14 protein-coding genes and 1 pseudogene are annotated in these 13636 nt (G+C 50.6%); all 15 read left to right on the top strand.

Annotation, left to right across the window (positions count from 1 at the left end; translation table 11 throughout):
* Position 1 precedes the first annotated feature (1 nt).
* The 15 genes and pseudogenes from ACQY69_RS08435 (at position 2) to rsmA (ending at position 13635) form a co-directional block, all read left to right on the top strand.
* The gene (locus ACQY69_RS08435; protein ID WP_428260088.1) at positions 2-1120 is read left to right on the top strand and encodes an aldo/keto reductase; all 1119 of its coding nucleotides are present in this window, start codon (positions 2-4) and stop codon (positions 1118-1120) included.
* Positions 1121-1282: 162 nt separating this feature from the next.
* A complete protein-coding gene (gene rpsF, locus ACQY69_RS08430) occupies positions 1283-1570 on the top strand; it encodes a 30S ribosomal protein S6 (RefSeq protein WP_428260087.1) in 288 nt (95 codons plus the stop codon).
* Between the two features lie 15 nt (positions 1571-1585).
* Positions 1586-2038, top strand: coding sequence for a single-stranded DNA-binding protein (locus ACQY69_RS08425; protein ID WP_428260086.1), 453 nt, complete (start codon positions 1586-1588; stop codon positions 2036-2038).
* A gap of 79 nt (positions 2039-2117) precedes the next feature.
* Positions 2118-2351, top strand: a complete 234-nt coding sequence (gene rpsR, locus ACQY69_RS08420) for a 30S ribosomal protein S18 (RefSeq protein WP_428260085.1) — start codon at positions 2118-2120, stop codon at positions 2349-2351.
* Between the two features lie 266 nt (positions 2352-2617).
* Positions 2618-3361, top strand: coding sequence for a DUF2232 domain-containing protein (locus tag ACQY69_RS08415; RefSeq protein WP_428260084.1), 744 nt, complete (start codon positions 2618-2620; stop codon positions 3359-3361).
* 57 nt (positions 3362-3418) lie between these two features.
* Positions 3419-5179, top strand: coding sequence for a DHH family phosphoesterase (locus tag ACQY69_RS08410; protein ID WP_428260083.1), 1761 nt, complete (start codon positions 3419-3421; stop codon positions 5177-5179).
* Positions 5180-5205: 26 nt separating this feature from the next.
* Complete coding sequence (gene rplI, locus ACQY69_RS08405) at positions 5206-5649, top strand: 50S ribosomal protein L9 (protein ID WP_428260082.1); 444 nt, start codon at positions 5206-5208, stop codon at positions 5647-5649.
* Between the two features lie 11 nt (positions 5650-5660).
* Complete coding sequence (dnaB, locus tag ACQY69_RS08400; protein ID WP_428260081.1) at positions 5661-7004, top strand: replicative DNA helicase; 1344 nt, start codon at positions 5661-5663, stop codon at positions 7002-7004.
* Between the two features lie 23 nt (positions 7005-7027).
* Entirely contained in the window at positions 7028-8290 is a 1263-nt protein-coding gene (locus ACQY69_RS08395) for a DnaD domain protein (RefSeq protein ID WP_428260080.1), read from the top strand.
* A complete protein-coding gene (locus ACQY69_RS08390) occupies positions 8242-11031 on the top strand; it encodes a peptidoglycan DD-metalloendopeptidase family protein (protein WP_428260079.1) in 2790 nt (929 codons plus the stop codon). The genes ACQY69_RS08395 and ACQY69_RS08390 overlap by 49 nt, the downstream gene beginning before the upstream one ends.
* A 150-nt stretch (positions 11032-11181) precedes the next feature.
* On the top strand, positions 11182-11442 hold the full coding sequence (locus tag ACQY69_RS08385; RefSeq protein ID WP_428260078.1) for a YabP/YqfC family sporulation protein: 261 nt from the start codon (positions 11182-11184) through the stop codon (positions 11440-11442).
* Positions 11442-11657 (top strand): annotated as a pseudogene (gene yabQ / locus ACQY69_RS08380) (spore cortex biosynthesis protein YabQ); the annotation flags it as partial. The gene ACQY69_RS08385 and the pseudogene yabQ, both read left to right, overlap by 1 nt.
* Before the next feature lie 41 nt (positions 11658-11698).
* Positions 11699-12202: a septum formation initiator family protein gene (locus ACQY69_RS08375; protein ID WP_428260077.1), complete on the top strand. Its 504-nt coding sequence runs from the start codon at positions 11699-11701 to the stop codon at positions 12200-12202.
* Positions 12203-12208: 6 nt separating this feature from the next.
* Complete coding sequence (gene rnmV / locus ACQY69_RS08370; protein WP_428260076.1) at positions 12209-12763, top strand: ribonuclease M5; 555 nt, start codon at positions 12209-12211, stop codon at positions 12761-12763.
* Positions 12760-13635, top strand: a complete 876-nt coding sequence (gene rsmA, locus ACQY69_RS08365) for a 16S rRNA (adenine(1518)-N(6)/adenine(1519)-N(6))-dimethyltransferase RsmA (protein ID WP_428260075.1) — start codon at positions 12760-12762, stop codon at positions 13633-13635. The genes rnmV and rsmA overlap by 4 nt, the downstream gene beginning before the upstream one ends.
* Position 13636 lies beyond the last annotated feature (1 nt).

Raw genomic sequence — 13636 nt, 5'->3', positions numbered from 1 at the left:
GATGACATATCTTGGGGAAAATATCGGGAAATTGGGATTTGGTCTTATGAGACTCCCGAAGAAAGGTGAAAAAACAGATGTGGAGCAGACCAGTAAAATGGTAGATCTGTTCATGGAGGCGGGCTTCACATACTTTGATACGGCGTGGGCTTACGAAGGCAGTGAGGACGCTATACGACAGGCGCTGGTAGAAAGATACCCCAGGGAAAGCTATCAGCTGGCTACGAAAAATGCCGCGTGGATAAATTGTAAGACGAAGGAAGACGCGTTGGCTCAGTTCGATCTTTCATTGGAAAGGACGGGGGCCGGATATTTCGATTTCTATCTGCTTCATAACCTGGGGGAAGGCAGGAGCCATTATTTCGATGATTTTCAGATGTGGGACTGGATACAGGAAAAAAAGAAAGAAGGCCTGGTAAAGCATGCCGGGTTCTCCTTCCACTCCACACCGGAAGAGCTGGATGAGATACTGACGGCTCATCCTGAAGCGGAGTTCGTACAGCTCCAGATAAATTATGCCGACTGGGACAATCCGGCGGTACAGTCACGGGGCTGCTATGAAGTGGCCAGAAAACATGGAAAGCCTGTTATCATCATGGAACCGGTCAAAGGTGGGATGCTGGCTACGCCGCCGGAAGAAGTGACGCGCATATTCAAGGCGGCGGAACCTGACTCATCTGTCGCTTCCTGGGCTATAAGGTTCGCTGCTGATCTGGATGGAATAATCACCGTTCTCTCAGGTATGAGCAACGTGGAGCAGATGGAGGATAATCTCTCATTCATGAAGGATTTCAAAGCTCTGAACGACAGCCAGAAGGAGACGATAAAAGCAGCGCAGGAGGCCCTGGCCAGGATACCTCTGATCCCATGTACCACCTGTGATTACTGCGCGAAAGTCTGTCCTATGGATATCGGCATATCAGGCTCATTCACAGCCATGAATTACCTGACTCTCTATGGAGATAAAGCTGCCGCCCAGCATCAGGAGGACTGGCTGGTGAAGAGCCACGGGAGGAAACAGGCCAACGAGTGTATCAAATGCGGCAAGTGCGAGGAGGCATGTCCGCAGCATATAAAGATAAGAGACAATCTCGATAAGGTTTGTCGTGAACTGTTGTAATACAAAGCCTCTGTGTTCACCACAGCCGGGCGTACTGACGTCTCGTCCGGAAATTTTCCTTGCATTTGCGCCAAAGTGTTGTATAATATAAAGGCGTGTATTTTGCGCGTATCCTTGCGATAAGAACGCTTATCGCCATCAAGTCCATAAGGAGGTGAAAAAATGATAAACTACGAGGTAATGTTCATCATCGATCCTGCACTGGAGGACGACGCTAAGGAAGCTACGATAGAGGCTGTAAAAGGCATCATCGCTGCTGAAGGTGAAGTCGGCAACACAGATGTGTGGGGCATGAGAAAGCTCGCTTATCCTATCCAGAAGAAATCTGAAGGATATTACGTTGTTATCGAGTTCAAGGCAGAGCCTACTCTTCCAAAAGAGCTCGACAGAAGACTCAAGATCTCCGACAACGTGATGAGACACCTGATAATAAACAAAGATGAAAAATAGGAAGAGGGGTGTGGTATGAATAGTGTTGTGCTGATAGGGAGATTGACCAGAGACCCTGAAATAAGGTATATTTCCGAGAGCCAGATGGCTGTCGCCACTTTTACTGTCGCCATAGACAGACCGGTAAGATCGGGACAGGAGAAAAAGACAGATTTTCCGCGAGTGACCGTATTCGGCCGACAAGCTGAGAACTGTGAGAGATTTTTGGCTAAAGGAAGACTCGTAGGTGTCCAGGGAAGGATACAGACGGGAAGCTATACCAATAAAGACGGCGTCACAGTATATACTACCGATGTTGTCGCCGACAGAGTTGAGTTTCTGGAATGGGGAGACAGGAACGAAAGAGCCGGGGGCGGATACCAGAATCAGGGACGCAGCCAGCAGCCTTCAAAACAGGAACCTGCCGACAGAGATATGGGCGTTCCGGAAGGTTTCCAGGCCCTTCAGGACGACGACATCCCATTTTAAGAGACCCCGCGCCGGATGACCGGCGCAGATGCCTTTATACCGCCTGCGGGGCGGTAAATACTGAGAAAGGAGATTTATCATGGATAATAAGAGACGCGGTGGCATGCGAAGAAAGAAAGTTTGCCAGTTCTGCGCTGATAAGACCGAGACCATAGATTATAAAGACGTCGAAAAGCTCAAGAAGTATGTGACTGAAAGAGGAAAGATACTTCCTAAGAGGATCACAGGAACATGTGCGATCCACCAGAGAGAAGTCACCAAGGCTATCAAGAGGGCTAGGATCGTGGCACTTCTGCCTTACACAGCTGACTAGGCGGAGCAGGACGGGAAGAGGGAATACAGGCCGGGATAAAGATGACCGGTCGCATGCGACCCGTCGTTTTCAGAAGAGATCAGAAAGCAACCAGGAACTTTTGAACCTGGTTGCTTTTGCATGTTAAAAGGGTGAGGATGACTGCGTCAAATGACTGTATCGGTAATGAGACAGCAGGAAAGTTAGAAAAAAGCATAAAAAAAGGACAAAGAGGTCGATGTATGGTATAATAACAGATAAGTATAAGTATTTTTAGGAGAAAACAGATGTACTTGTTGTTGATATATTTTTTGATATTGGTGGTGCCGGTGGCAGTGATGCCGCGATACATAAAATCAGGGAGCGCATCGCCGTACAGGATCGTCCTCTACGGAACCATTGGAACGGCCGCGGCCATAGTGATAGTCTTCATGGCTGCGTCTATGTCAGGACAAGGGATATTTGCTCAGATAAGCGGCATGATAGAGACTATGGCAGCTGAGCTGGCCAAAAATCCTATGGTGGCGGAAACGCTGGGGATGGCTTCTGCCAGTCAGGCGGAGAGGACGAAGATGCTGACTCAGCTGTACGACAATGTCTTCGCCGTGATGCCGGCATGTCTGATGATACTGGGGCTGGTCGTCTCATATGTGGAATATATCATCATTTCCAGGATAATGGCCAGACGCTTCCAGGTAAAGAGGATGCCTAAGTTCAGAGAGTTTTCATGGCCGGGCAGTGCATTCATGGGTGTCATGGGAATGTATCTCATCTCGTGGGTGCTGACGGCAACGGGAGTATTCGCTGATAACATGGTCTACATGAACATGGACATGCTGTTCAATTTCGTGTTTTCCATCCAGGGTGTATCAGTAGTACTCATGTTCTGTCATATGAAGCGAGTGCCTAAAGCCGCAGGCGTAGTCATCGCTGTCGTGATGTGGATGATATACGTCGGAAGGATGGCGTTGTTGATAATAGGCATGTTCGATCTGATACTCGGTCTCAAGCGAAGGATAAAGGGAAGATAAAAAAGAGGCGGGCCATGTAGCGGTACCGCGGTAATGGACGATTCGGGAGAGGATACTATGTACGTTGGGAGAATAGAAAAACTGTTGACGCACTACTCGATGGTGCCTATGTGTATAATCAATTCCTTCGGAAAGGTCACCAGAGCAAACAAAAAGATAGCTGACGTGTTCAAGTACGACGGTATCGTGGACAACGATATTTTTGTGCTGACAGGGATAAAGCTGCCGGAAGTAATGGCGGCTACGAAGGAGAAACGGACGCTGTTCCTGAAGAAAAACGGCAAAGCCTTCAAAATACTCACATCCTTCATAGGAGAAGGAGACACGGCGTCCATAGTGATGAGCTTTATCGACATGACATCCTTTGAGAATCTCAAGGATCTCTACAATGAGGAAAAACCTTGCATCGCGCTGATAAATGTAGACAATCTGGAGGAAATGACGCCCAGCGGTATGGAAGAAAGCGAGATGGAAGTCTCCACAGAGGTGGATAAGCTCATAAGGAACTGGAGCGCCAAAATGGGCGCAGCCATATCCAGGTACAAAGAACACATGTATGAGATGCTGCTGACCCACAAGAATTACAGGGAACTGGTGGAGAGCAAGTTCGATATCCTGGATGAGGTCAGGAAAATAGAGACAGATATGGATTTTCCGGTGACCCTCAGTATAGGTATAGGCATAGGCGGCAAGACCATCGCCGAGAGTGAGGACTATGCTCAGGACGCTCTCAATCTGGCCCTTGGCCGGGGCGGCGACCAGGCGGTAGTCAGGAACGTGAAGAATTTCGAATATTACGGAGGCAAATCTCAGAGCGTCGAAAAAGGCTATAAGGGAAAATCCAGGGTCATCGCCCATGCCATCAAGCTTCTGATGACTCAGTCTTCGAAAATTTTCATAATGGGTCATGGCAATCCGGACATGGACTGTTTCGGCGCGGCGCTGGGCATCCACAGGATAGCCAGATCTATCGGCAAGGAGGCTTATATCGTTCTCAACGGCTACAACAGTACCATGGATGATCTGGTAAAGGATGCCAAGGAGACGGAAGAATATGAATTCGTCAACAGCGACAAGGCTCTGACGCTGGCCGATGAGAACGCGCTGGCGGTGGTGGTGGACACTCACAGGCCTACATTGGTGGAATCTCTGGCGCTGTTGGAAAAGATAAACAGGACGGTCATCATAGATCATCACAGGAGGACAGAAGGGGCCCTTCCCAATACGCTTCTGTCCTACATGGAATCTTACGCTTCCTCGGCCTCTGAGCTGGTCTCGGAGATCGTACAGTACGCCTGCGACAAGAAGGTTCTGAGCAAATTCGAAGCCGACGCTTTGCTGGCCGGCATCATGGTGGATACCAACAGGTTCGCGGTGAAGGCGGGAGTAAGGACTTTTGAGGCGGCAGCATGGCTAAAGAGAGCAGGCGCCGACCTGGAAAATGTCAGGAGGTATTTTCAGATCAATGCGGACAGCTTCAAGATAAGAGCCCAGTGTATAGCCAACGCTCAGTTCCTGGAAGGCGGCATCGTCATGTCGGTGTGCCCGGGCTGTGTCCCGGATGCCCAGATAGTAAATTCCCAGGTGGCGGACGAGCTGCTGACTGTGAAGGGGATAAAAGCCAGCTTCGTGGCAGGGAAGAACCAGCAGGGAATGACGGTGGTGAGCGCCAGATCCCTGGGAGATGTCAACGTTCAATTGATAATGGAAAAGTTTGGCGGCGGAGGTCATTTCAACACCGCCGGAGCCCAGTCAGAACTTTCGCCGGAAGATATGCTGGCGAAGATAAGAGCAGAACTGGGAAACAGGAATTCGTGAAAACTTCACAATAGGAGGTTAAAATAATGATAGTGATATTGACAAAGGATGTTAAGGGAACCGGCAAAGCCGGTGAAGTCGTAAAGGTAAGCGACGGTTACGCCAGAAATATGCTTATCCCTAAAGGGATGGCCAAAGAAGCGACGGAAGGCAATATAAGGAATCTGGAAAAGCAGAAAGCTATTGCCGCAGAGAAGCACGAGGAGCAGAAGGCTGCAGCTCAGGATCAGGCCAAGATCCTGGAAAAAATAACGCTGGAGATAAAGACCAAAGGCGGAGATTCGGGAAAACTTTTCGGATCCATAACGTCCAAGGATATAGCTGACGCGCTGCTGAAGCAGGAAGATATCAAAGTCGACAAGAAGAAGATAGACCTGGGCAGTCCTATCAAACAGGCAGGAGAAACGCAGGTAACTGTCAAGCTTTTCCCGGAGGTGACCGCTGTTCTCAAGGTCAATGTGACCGTTTGATTTGACGGAGGATGAGTATGGAAGAGAGGATACCTCCTCACAGCATAGAAGCGGAAAAATCTGTGTTGGGAGCCGCGCTGCTTTCCAAGGACGCGCTCCTGGACGTGGTGGAGATAGTAAAGGCTGGCGATTTTTACGACAGCAACCACAGGGAAATATTCGAGGCTATCCAGGATCTCTACAGGCGAAGCGCTCCGGTGGACGCGTTGACCGTGTCGGAGGAGCTGAAAAAGAGAAACAGCCTGGAGATGGTCGGAGGCAGAGCCTATATCGCCTCCCTTTCGTCGGGAACGCCGACTACCAGCAATGCGACAGAGTACGCTAAGATAGTGGTGGAAAGCGCGGCGATCAGGAGGCTTATCAGCACGGCTGACGATATAGTCACCAAAGGTTATGAAAGCTCCATGGACGCCGGGCAGATGCTGGACTACGCGGAGCGGGGGATATTCGAGATATCCCAGTCCAGGCAGAAGGGACAGTACGCCCACATCAAGGACGTACTGCTGGAAAACATAGAGATAATAGACAGAGCATCTAAGATGGACGGCGGACTTACAGGCATAACCACCGGTTTTAAATATCTGGACAGTATGACATCAGGGCTGCAGCGCTCGGATCTGATAATACTGGCAGCCAGGCCGGCTATGGGAAAGACAGCCTTCGCCCTTTCTCTGGCCCTCAACGCGGCAGTCAAAGGCGGTGCGTCGGTGATGGTCTTCAGCCTGGAGATGTCCAAGGAACAGCTGGGACAGCGTCTCCTTTCCATGGAGTCGAAGGTGTCCATGCAGAACCTCAAGACAGGCAGGCTGGAGAGACGTGACTGGGATGACATAAATATCGCCCTGGATGTATTGTCAAAAGCCAATATACATATCGACGATACGGCAGGTATAAACATCATGGAGATGAAGAGCAAGTGCAGGAGACTCAAGGGCGAAGAAGGACTTGACCTGGTGGTCATAGATTATCTGCAGCTGATGACTCCTGAGGGAAGAGCTGATTCCAGGACCCAGGAGATATCGGTCATCTCACGAAATCTGAAGCTGCTGGCCAGGGAGCTGGATTGTCCCGTACTGGTGCTTTCACAGCTTTCGAGAGCGCCGGAAACCAGGACCGACCACAGGCCGATGCTTTCGGACCTGAGAGAATCCGGTTCCATAGAGCAGGACGCCGATATCGTCATATTCCTTTACAGAGACGAGTATTACAACGAGGACACTGAGTCTCCGGGCGAGTGTGAAGTCATCGTCGCAAAGCAGAGAAGTGGTCCGACAGGCACCGTCAAGGTCACATGGCTCGACAAGCTGACTAAATTCGTGGACGGGATGGGCGGCGGCAATATCCCCGAATTCTGAGCAGGAGGTGATGGGGAGGAAAGATGAGCTTTAAAAAAGAAAAGATAAACGATCTGTTTCTCCTCGATACCAGTGTGGAGAATATATTCATAAACGAATATATGGCTTCTGCCCCGGGAGATTTCGTCAAGGTCTATATGTTTGCCCGAATGTATGCGGGCCAGGACACGGAGATATCTGACGAGGAGATCGCGAAACATCTGGGCATAGATCATGAGGATGTGCTTAAAGCATGGACATACTGGGAGCGTCTGGGAGTCATAAGAAAAATAAGGAAGGATCCGGAGGACAAATTCCGTTACGATATAGAGTTCATCAGTCTGAGGGAGCAGCTCTACGGTGAGAAAACGAAAAAGAAGAGTTTCTCACAGGCTGATACATTGCCGGCTCTCATGTCGGACAAGGAGATACAGAACATGTTCTCGGAGATCGAGAAGATCGTCGGTAAAGTAGTCAGCGGTACCGAGATGATGGAAATAACATCGCTCATGAATGATTTCAATGTGCCGCCGGATCTGATGGTCTACGGTTACTCATTTTGCGCCAAAAAAAAGAAGAAAAACGTGAAATATGTGATGGCAGTCATCAGAGGATGGATAGAAGACGGACTTCGCGATGTGGAAGCCGTGGAGAAATACCTGAGCGAGAGAGACAAGAAGCATCATCTGTACAGACGGGTGTTCCAGGCTCTGGGATTCGCCAGGAATGCCACGGAGGAGGAAAAGCGTATCATGGACACATGGTTCGATACGATGGGCTTTTCCCTGGAAAAGGTGCTGAGCGCCTGCAGCAGGACGGCAGGTATCAACAGTCCTAACATCAATTATGTCAATAAGATACTGGTAAGCTGGCATGAGGAGCAGCAGAGCGGGAAATCAGGGAAGAACGACGGTCAGCTGTCGGCCGGCGATATAAAGAAATATTATGAAGCGCTCGTCCGCAGAGAAGAAGAGGAAGCGGACGCCAGGCGCGCTCAGGTATATGAGAAGGTGCCGAGGATAAAGGAAATAGAAGAAGAGATCTCGGCTCGGAGCAAGGAACTTTCAAAGGTGATAATCTCCGACAGGGTAGATGGAGATAAAGTTATGGAGAAAATAAGGAGCAGACTGGACGCCCTCAATATGGAAAAAGCGTTCCTGCTCACCGACAATGGATTCGAAATGGATTTTATGGATGTAAAATACAGGTGTCCTAAATGCAAGGACACCGGAATTCTTGAAACGGGAGAAAGATGTCAATGTTTTCAGGAGATAACAAAGGAAAAAATACAGTCGATAAACCAGTGACACCGCATCAGGAAAACGACGTGGAACCCGTCACGCGCGATACCATCAGCAAAGAAGAGCTGATGGCCCAGAACGAGGATGCCAGAAAGATATTTGAAGATATCAGGAGCCTCAGGGAAAGCGTGGAGGCGTTGAAGGGCGAGGATATGGATGTCCTCGCTGACTCAGAGCCAAGGCAGGAACCGGCCAAAGACCTGATCATAGAGGATTCCGACGAGATATTGGCAGCCAAGCAGGCTATAATAGAACAGGCCAGGAAGGATGCTGAGGAGGAGCGGCGGAAGAAGGAAGAAGCGCGCCGGAAAGAGCTGGCGCAGATGCAGGCGCGTCAGGAAGTCCTGGAGGCGCAGAAGAGAGCGGCTCTCATCGAAGAAGAGGCCGAGCGAAAGCGCAGGCAGGCGGCTGAAGCCGAGAGGAGAGCTAAGGCGATATCGAGAAAGCAGGCTCTCGATGCCATGGAGGCGGAGCTGCAGGCAAAGAATGAGGAACTGGCCAGGGAAGAGGCGGCTACTCGTGAGACATCCGGCTCGACCGGTCAGCAGGCCGGAATTGGCGGCAGTCGATCCGCCGACGACCGCAGGGAGGCTACACCTGAGGAAAAGCAGGCTTTTTTCAATGAACAACCCGAAGACAGCGATGTCCGTGAAAAGACAGCTGTACCTTCCCAGGACGTGATGCGCGATCTGGAGGATGCCAAGCAGGAGTTGCTGATGGCGCAGAAACAGCAGGGCGAGGTGCTGGGCGCTATATCTCAGATAGCCGAGGAGCGCACCGGGAAGCTGGCCGAGGAACAGCAGAAGAAGCTGGATCAGCAGCAGACCATGCTCAGAGAAGAGCAGGAGAAGCTGCAACAGCTGTTGGAGGCTCACAGGAACGAACGGCTGGAAAGAGCGGAACGGGAGAAGGCCGAGCGGGAGCTGAAAGAGCAGCGGGCTAAGGTGGAACGTCTTCTCAAAGAGGAACGGGCAAGAGCAGCCAGGGAAGAAAAGCTGGCCAGAGCCAGGAAAAAGCGGGAAGAGAAGCTCCACCGCGCTGAAGAGAAAGAACGTCAGAAACGGGCGAAGAGGGAAGCGGCCGAGAAGGCCAGGCTGGAGCGGGAACAGCTCAAGCAGAAGAGCATTGCCGATGCTGAGCTTGGCGGCGGTGTCGTCAACGTCAAAGGCGTCAAGATAAATACCAAGATAAAAGATACACTTTCGGTATCTCTCAAGGATTTTATCGGGCTGGCAGACAGGCAGGAGAGAAAAGAATCTTCCGAAGAAAAAGCGCAGCAGATGAAGGAAGAACGGGAAAAGAGAAGAGAAGAGGCCAGAGAGGCCGTCGAGCTTTCCGTGAAGCAGAAGCTGGATGAATATGAGAAGAGCAGCTTCGGGAAAAAGATGAGATCTTTCAAGGATTTCTGCGAAAAGCATAAGGTCTCACTGCTCACATCCTTTTCTATTTTCATAATGCTGCTGGTAGGCGTCGCCGGCGTATTCAATTACTATACGGCCTACGCCTATTCGTATAACGGACAGAGACTGGGACTTGTCAAGGAAAAGGATGACGTCCTCAGGATAACGGATCTGGTCCAGAGCGCTCTTACAGAAGATAAAAACGTGGACGTGGTCATGGACGATATAGAGTTCGAGCGGGTATCGGCTCTTGGAGATGCTGAGATAGACAGCTCCGAAGACGTGCTCAAGAGATTGTCCTATATGGGAAATCTCAATGTCAAGGCTTACGGTATCTACGTTAACGGCGAAAAAGTCGGAGCGGTGGAGAATAAGGACGCCGCGGCCCAGGTGCTGCAGGATATCAAGGACAGGTACAGCAGCGGACGCGAAGGCGCTGAGGTGGAAGAAGCCGTTTTCATAGAGAATGTGGATATCAGGAGGAGCAACACCGATCTGGAAGACGTCCTGTCGGAAAAGGAAATGGTGGAAAAGCTCTGCACCAGCGGTGAAAAAGAAGTCAAACACCAGGTGGCGGCAGGCGAGACGCTGGCGGATATCGCCAAGCTCTATTCGGTTACGGAGGAACAGCTCCTTGAGGAAAACCCTGACATCGATCAGACCAAGCTTGAGGTAGGAAGTGTGATAACCTTCCATCAGACAGCACCGATACTGACTGTCAGGATAACGGAACAGGTCACTTACGAGCAGGAGATACCATATGAGACCGAGGAGAGAGATGATCCCGACATGTACCAGGGAGATTCGGAGACAAGCCAGCAGGGAGAAAACGGCCTGGAAGAAGTGACCTCGAGAATAGTTCTGGTCAACGGTGAACAGGTGGAAGAAACACCATTGGTCACCACGGTCAAGAAGGAGGCCGTTTCTGAGATCATCATGGTAGGCTCCAAGGAGAGACCGCCTTCGGTAGGGTCCGGCAACTATATCTGGCCGCTTTCGGGCGGATATACTCTCACCTCCAATTTTGGAGGAAGATGGGGAAGAGCTCATGAAGGTATAGACCTGGGAGTATCGGTAGGAGCCGATGTGCTGGCTGCCGACGGAGGTATCGTTACATATGCGGGATACAGCGGTGCGTACGGATACTTAGTCATCATAGATCATCAGAATGGCATGGAGACCAGGTATGCTCACAACAGTTCTCTTCTGGTAAGTGAAGGGGACGAGGTGTTCCAGGGGATGCATATAGCTGAATCAGGAAACTCCGGCAGGAGTACAGGACCGCATCTCCACTTTGAGATAAGGGTCAACGGAGTGGCGAAGGATCCGCTCAATTATTTGCCATAGCAGAAGAGCTGCGGAGGATGCTGCCGTGTCGACAGAAGAAAAGCTGTCGACACGGCAGTTTTTGATTGGATAGCTTAAATGGTTCTAAGGGCAGGCCGATCCCAATATATTTTATCGTACAGCGATATTTGCGAGAAGGAGGTAGGCCTTGTGGAAAACCATTCAGTGACCATCGAAAACAGAGAGACATTAACAGTGACGGACATAAAGGAGATAGACAGCTTCGATGAGGAAGAAGTCAGAGCTACGCTGGTGAGCGGGGCTATGATAATAAGAGGGAAGAAGCTCCATATCCGTATGCTGGACCTGGACTCGGGCCGGGCAGTGATCGTAGGCATCATCGATTCGCTGATGTATGTCAGGGTCAGGGAAAAAGGCGAGAAGGGCTTTTTCGCCAGGCTCATGAAGTGATGGGAGGACTTTCGGAGCTGATAACGCGCCAGGCTGAGACCCTGGCGGTAATGTTCTGCGGAGGTGTTTTCACGGAAAGCTTATGGCAAGCCAGGAAACTCCTGCAGCTCAAAACAGGCAGCAGATTCCTGAGGGCTGTGGGGGAAATCGGATTTTGGATCTCTTCAGCGGCAGTTATCTCCGCGTTCCTGTATTACTGCGCTTTTGGGAAGATATCGTTCCACGCCCTTTTGGGCTTTTGGGCAGGTCTCTTGTTGTGGAAAAAAATCTGCTGTGTTATAATCAGACCATGGGTAAAAGACGACGCAGCAAAGAATTCAAAAATAACAGCCAGGTCATCGATATGGAGCAGGCCAGGGCGCAAAGGCTGGAAAAGAGAAGAGCGGAGAGGCAGCGGGAAGAGAAGAAGGCTCAGGAAGCTGCCCGACGCAAGACGAGAGGAAAAATGGCTATCAGAAGAAGCCGCAACAGACGGCGACTGATGATAGGCATTGTTGTTATGGTCATAATCGGACTCATTTCATTTTCCGTGATAAATATAATTTCCCTCAAGCGGGAACAGCATGATATGGAACAGCAGAAGCAGGAACTGGAGGAAGAGAAGGAACAGCTGAGCAAGGAGCTGGAGAACGCGGGCGATCTGCAGAATCTGGAGGAACAGGCCAGGGATCAGCTGCGGCTCATAAAGCCAGGTGAAAAGATCTATATATTCCCGGAGGAGATAACTCAGACGGAGGAGACCACAGAGGCGGAGGAATAGAGCGTCATGGCTGATGAAATGCGTGTCAGGGAGATAATCGTCGTGGAAGGGCGCGATGATACGGCGGCCATCAAAAAAAGTGTCGATGCCGTCACAATAGAAACACATGGGTATGGTATAACAGAAAGAACCTGGAAACTGATAGAAAAAGCGTACGCCGAAAAGGGGATTATAATCTTCACCGATCCGGATCACGCAGGACAGCAGATAAGGAAAAGGCTGCTGCAGCGGTTTCCCAAAGCCAAGGAAGCGTTCCTCGACAGGAGCGACGCGGAAAAGGCCGGAGATATAGGAATAGAAAACGCGACCAGCGAAGCCATAAGGGCGGCTCTCGAGAAAGCTCACTGCGTCGTTGAAAAGGATCAGGGGGAACCGCGTTTCACCATGGAGGATATGGTGGACTCCGGACTTGTGGGACAAGCGGATTCAGCCCTCAGGCGGCAGTCAGTGGGAAAAGCGCTGGGAATAGGATATGGCAACGGCAAAAGCTTCCTGCAAAAGCTGAATAAATTCGGCATCACTGCGGAAGAGCTTTATAAGGCCATTGGAGATCACAGATGAAACTTCATGAACCATCTACGATACGAGATATAAAAGACCGATACGATTTCAGACTTTCCAAGAGCCTGGGACAGAATTTCATAACCGACAGGAACGTTATCACGAGGATCGTCGACGGAGCGGATATAAGCCCTGAGGATCTGGTCATCGAGATAGGTCCCGGCATCGGTGTGCTGACAGCGGCAGCTGCCGAGAGAGCGGCCAGGGTCGTGGCTGTGGAAATAGACCGTAAACTTATCCCCATATTGGAGGAGACGCTGATCGGGTATCGAAATATCAGGGTGATAAATCAGGATATAATGAAGACCGACATAAATGAAATAATCGAAGAAGAAAGACACGCGGAGACTTTCAGGGGTGATGTGAAGATAATCGGCAACCTGCCTTACTATATCACCACACCTATCATCATGGGCATACTGGAAAAGGGCGTAAAAGCTGAAAGTATAACCATAATGATGCAGAAGGAGGTGGCTGACAGGATAAAGGCATCTCCTGGCGGCAAGGTATACGGGGCGCTGTCGGTAGCGGTGCAGTATTACTGCACCGTGGAGGATATCGCTTCCGTGCCCAGAGATGTATTCATTCCGCAGCCCAAGGTGGATTCAGCGGTGCTGAGACTCCGCCTGAGACAGGAGAGCCCTGTGGAGCTGACGGATAAGGCGGTCTTTTTTTCCTGCATAAAACATGGTTTTGGACAGAGAAGGAAGACCCTCCACAATTCCCTTACGGGAGTCGGAGGGCTTTCCAAGGAGCAGGTCGGACGCGTGCTGGAAGAAGCGGGGATAGACCCCGGCAGAAGGGCCGAGACCCTGGATATGGAAGAATTCGCTGCTATTGCCAACGGCGTAGCGGCTTGCTGCGGGAGATAAA

Origin of the sequence: Gallibacter sp. Marseille-QA0791 (assembly GCF_965119705.1) — a bacterium.
In the GTDB taxonomy this organism is placed as follows: Bacteria; Bacillota; Clostridia; order Peptostreptococcales; family Anaerovoracaceae; genus Lentihominibacter; species Lentihominibacter excrementipullorum.
Note: the sequence above shows the minus strand (reverse complement) of the source record. Positions and strands in the feature narration are given on the sequence as shown.

Coding starts and splice junctions, on each gene's coding strand:
- ACQY69_RS08390 (WP_428260079.1), top strand. CDS start 8,242: ATGTTTTCAGGAGATAACAAAGGAAAAAATACAGTCGATAAACCAGTG.
- ACQY69_RS08425 (WP_428260086.1), top strand. CDS start 1,586: ATGAATAGTGTTGTGCTGATAGGGAGATTGACCAGAGACCCTGAAATA.
- rpsR (WP_428260085.1), top strand. CDS start 2,118: ATGGATAATAAGAGACGCGGTGGCATGCGAAGAAAGAAAGTTTGCCAG.
- rplI (WP_428260082.1), top strand. CDS start 5,206: ATGATAGTGATATTGACAAAGGATGTTAAGGGAACCGGCAAAGCCGGT.
- dnaB (WP_428260081.1), top strand. CDS start 5,661: ATGAGTATGGAAGAGAGGATACCTCCTCACAGCATAGAAGCGGAAAAA.
- ACQY69_RS08415 (WP_428260084.1), top strand. CDS start 2,618: ATGTACTTGTTGTTGATATATTTTTTGATATTGGTGGTGCCGGTGGCA.
- rsmA (WP_428260075.1), top strand. CDS start 12,760: ATGAAACTTCATGAACCATCTACGATACGAGATATAAAAGACCGATAC.
- ACQY69_RS08410 (WP_428260083.1), top strand. CDS start 3,419: ATGTACGTTGGGAGAATAGAAAAACTGTTGACGCACTACTCGATGGTG.
- rnmV (WP_428260076.1), top strand. CDS start 12,209: ATGGCTGATGAAATGCGTGTCAGGGAGATAATCGTCGTGGAAGGGCGC.
- ACQY69_RS08395 (WP_428260080.1), top strand. CDS start 7,028: ATGAGCTTTAAAAAAGAAAAGATAAACGATCTGTTTCTCCTCGATACC.
- rpsF (WP_428260087.1), top strand. CDS start 1,283: ATGATAAACTACGAGGTAATGTTCATCATCGATCCTGCACTGGAGGAC.
- ACQY69_RS08435 (WP_428260088.1), top strand. CDS start 2: ATGACATATCTTGGGGAAAATATCGGGAAATTGGGATTTGGTCTTATG.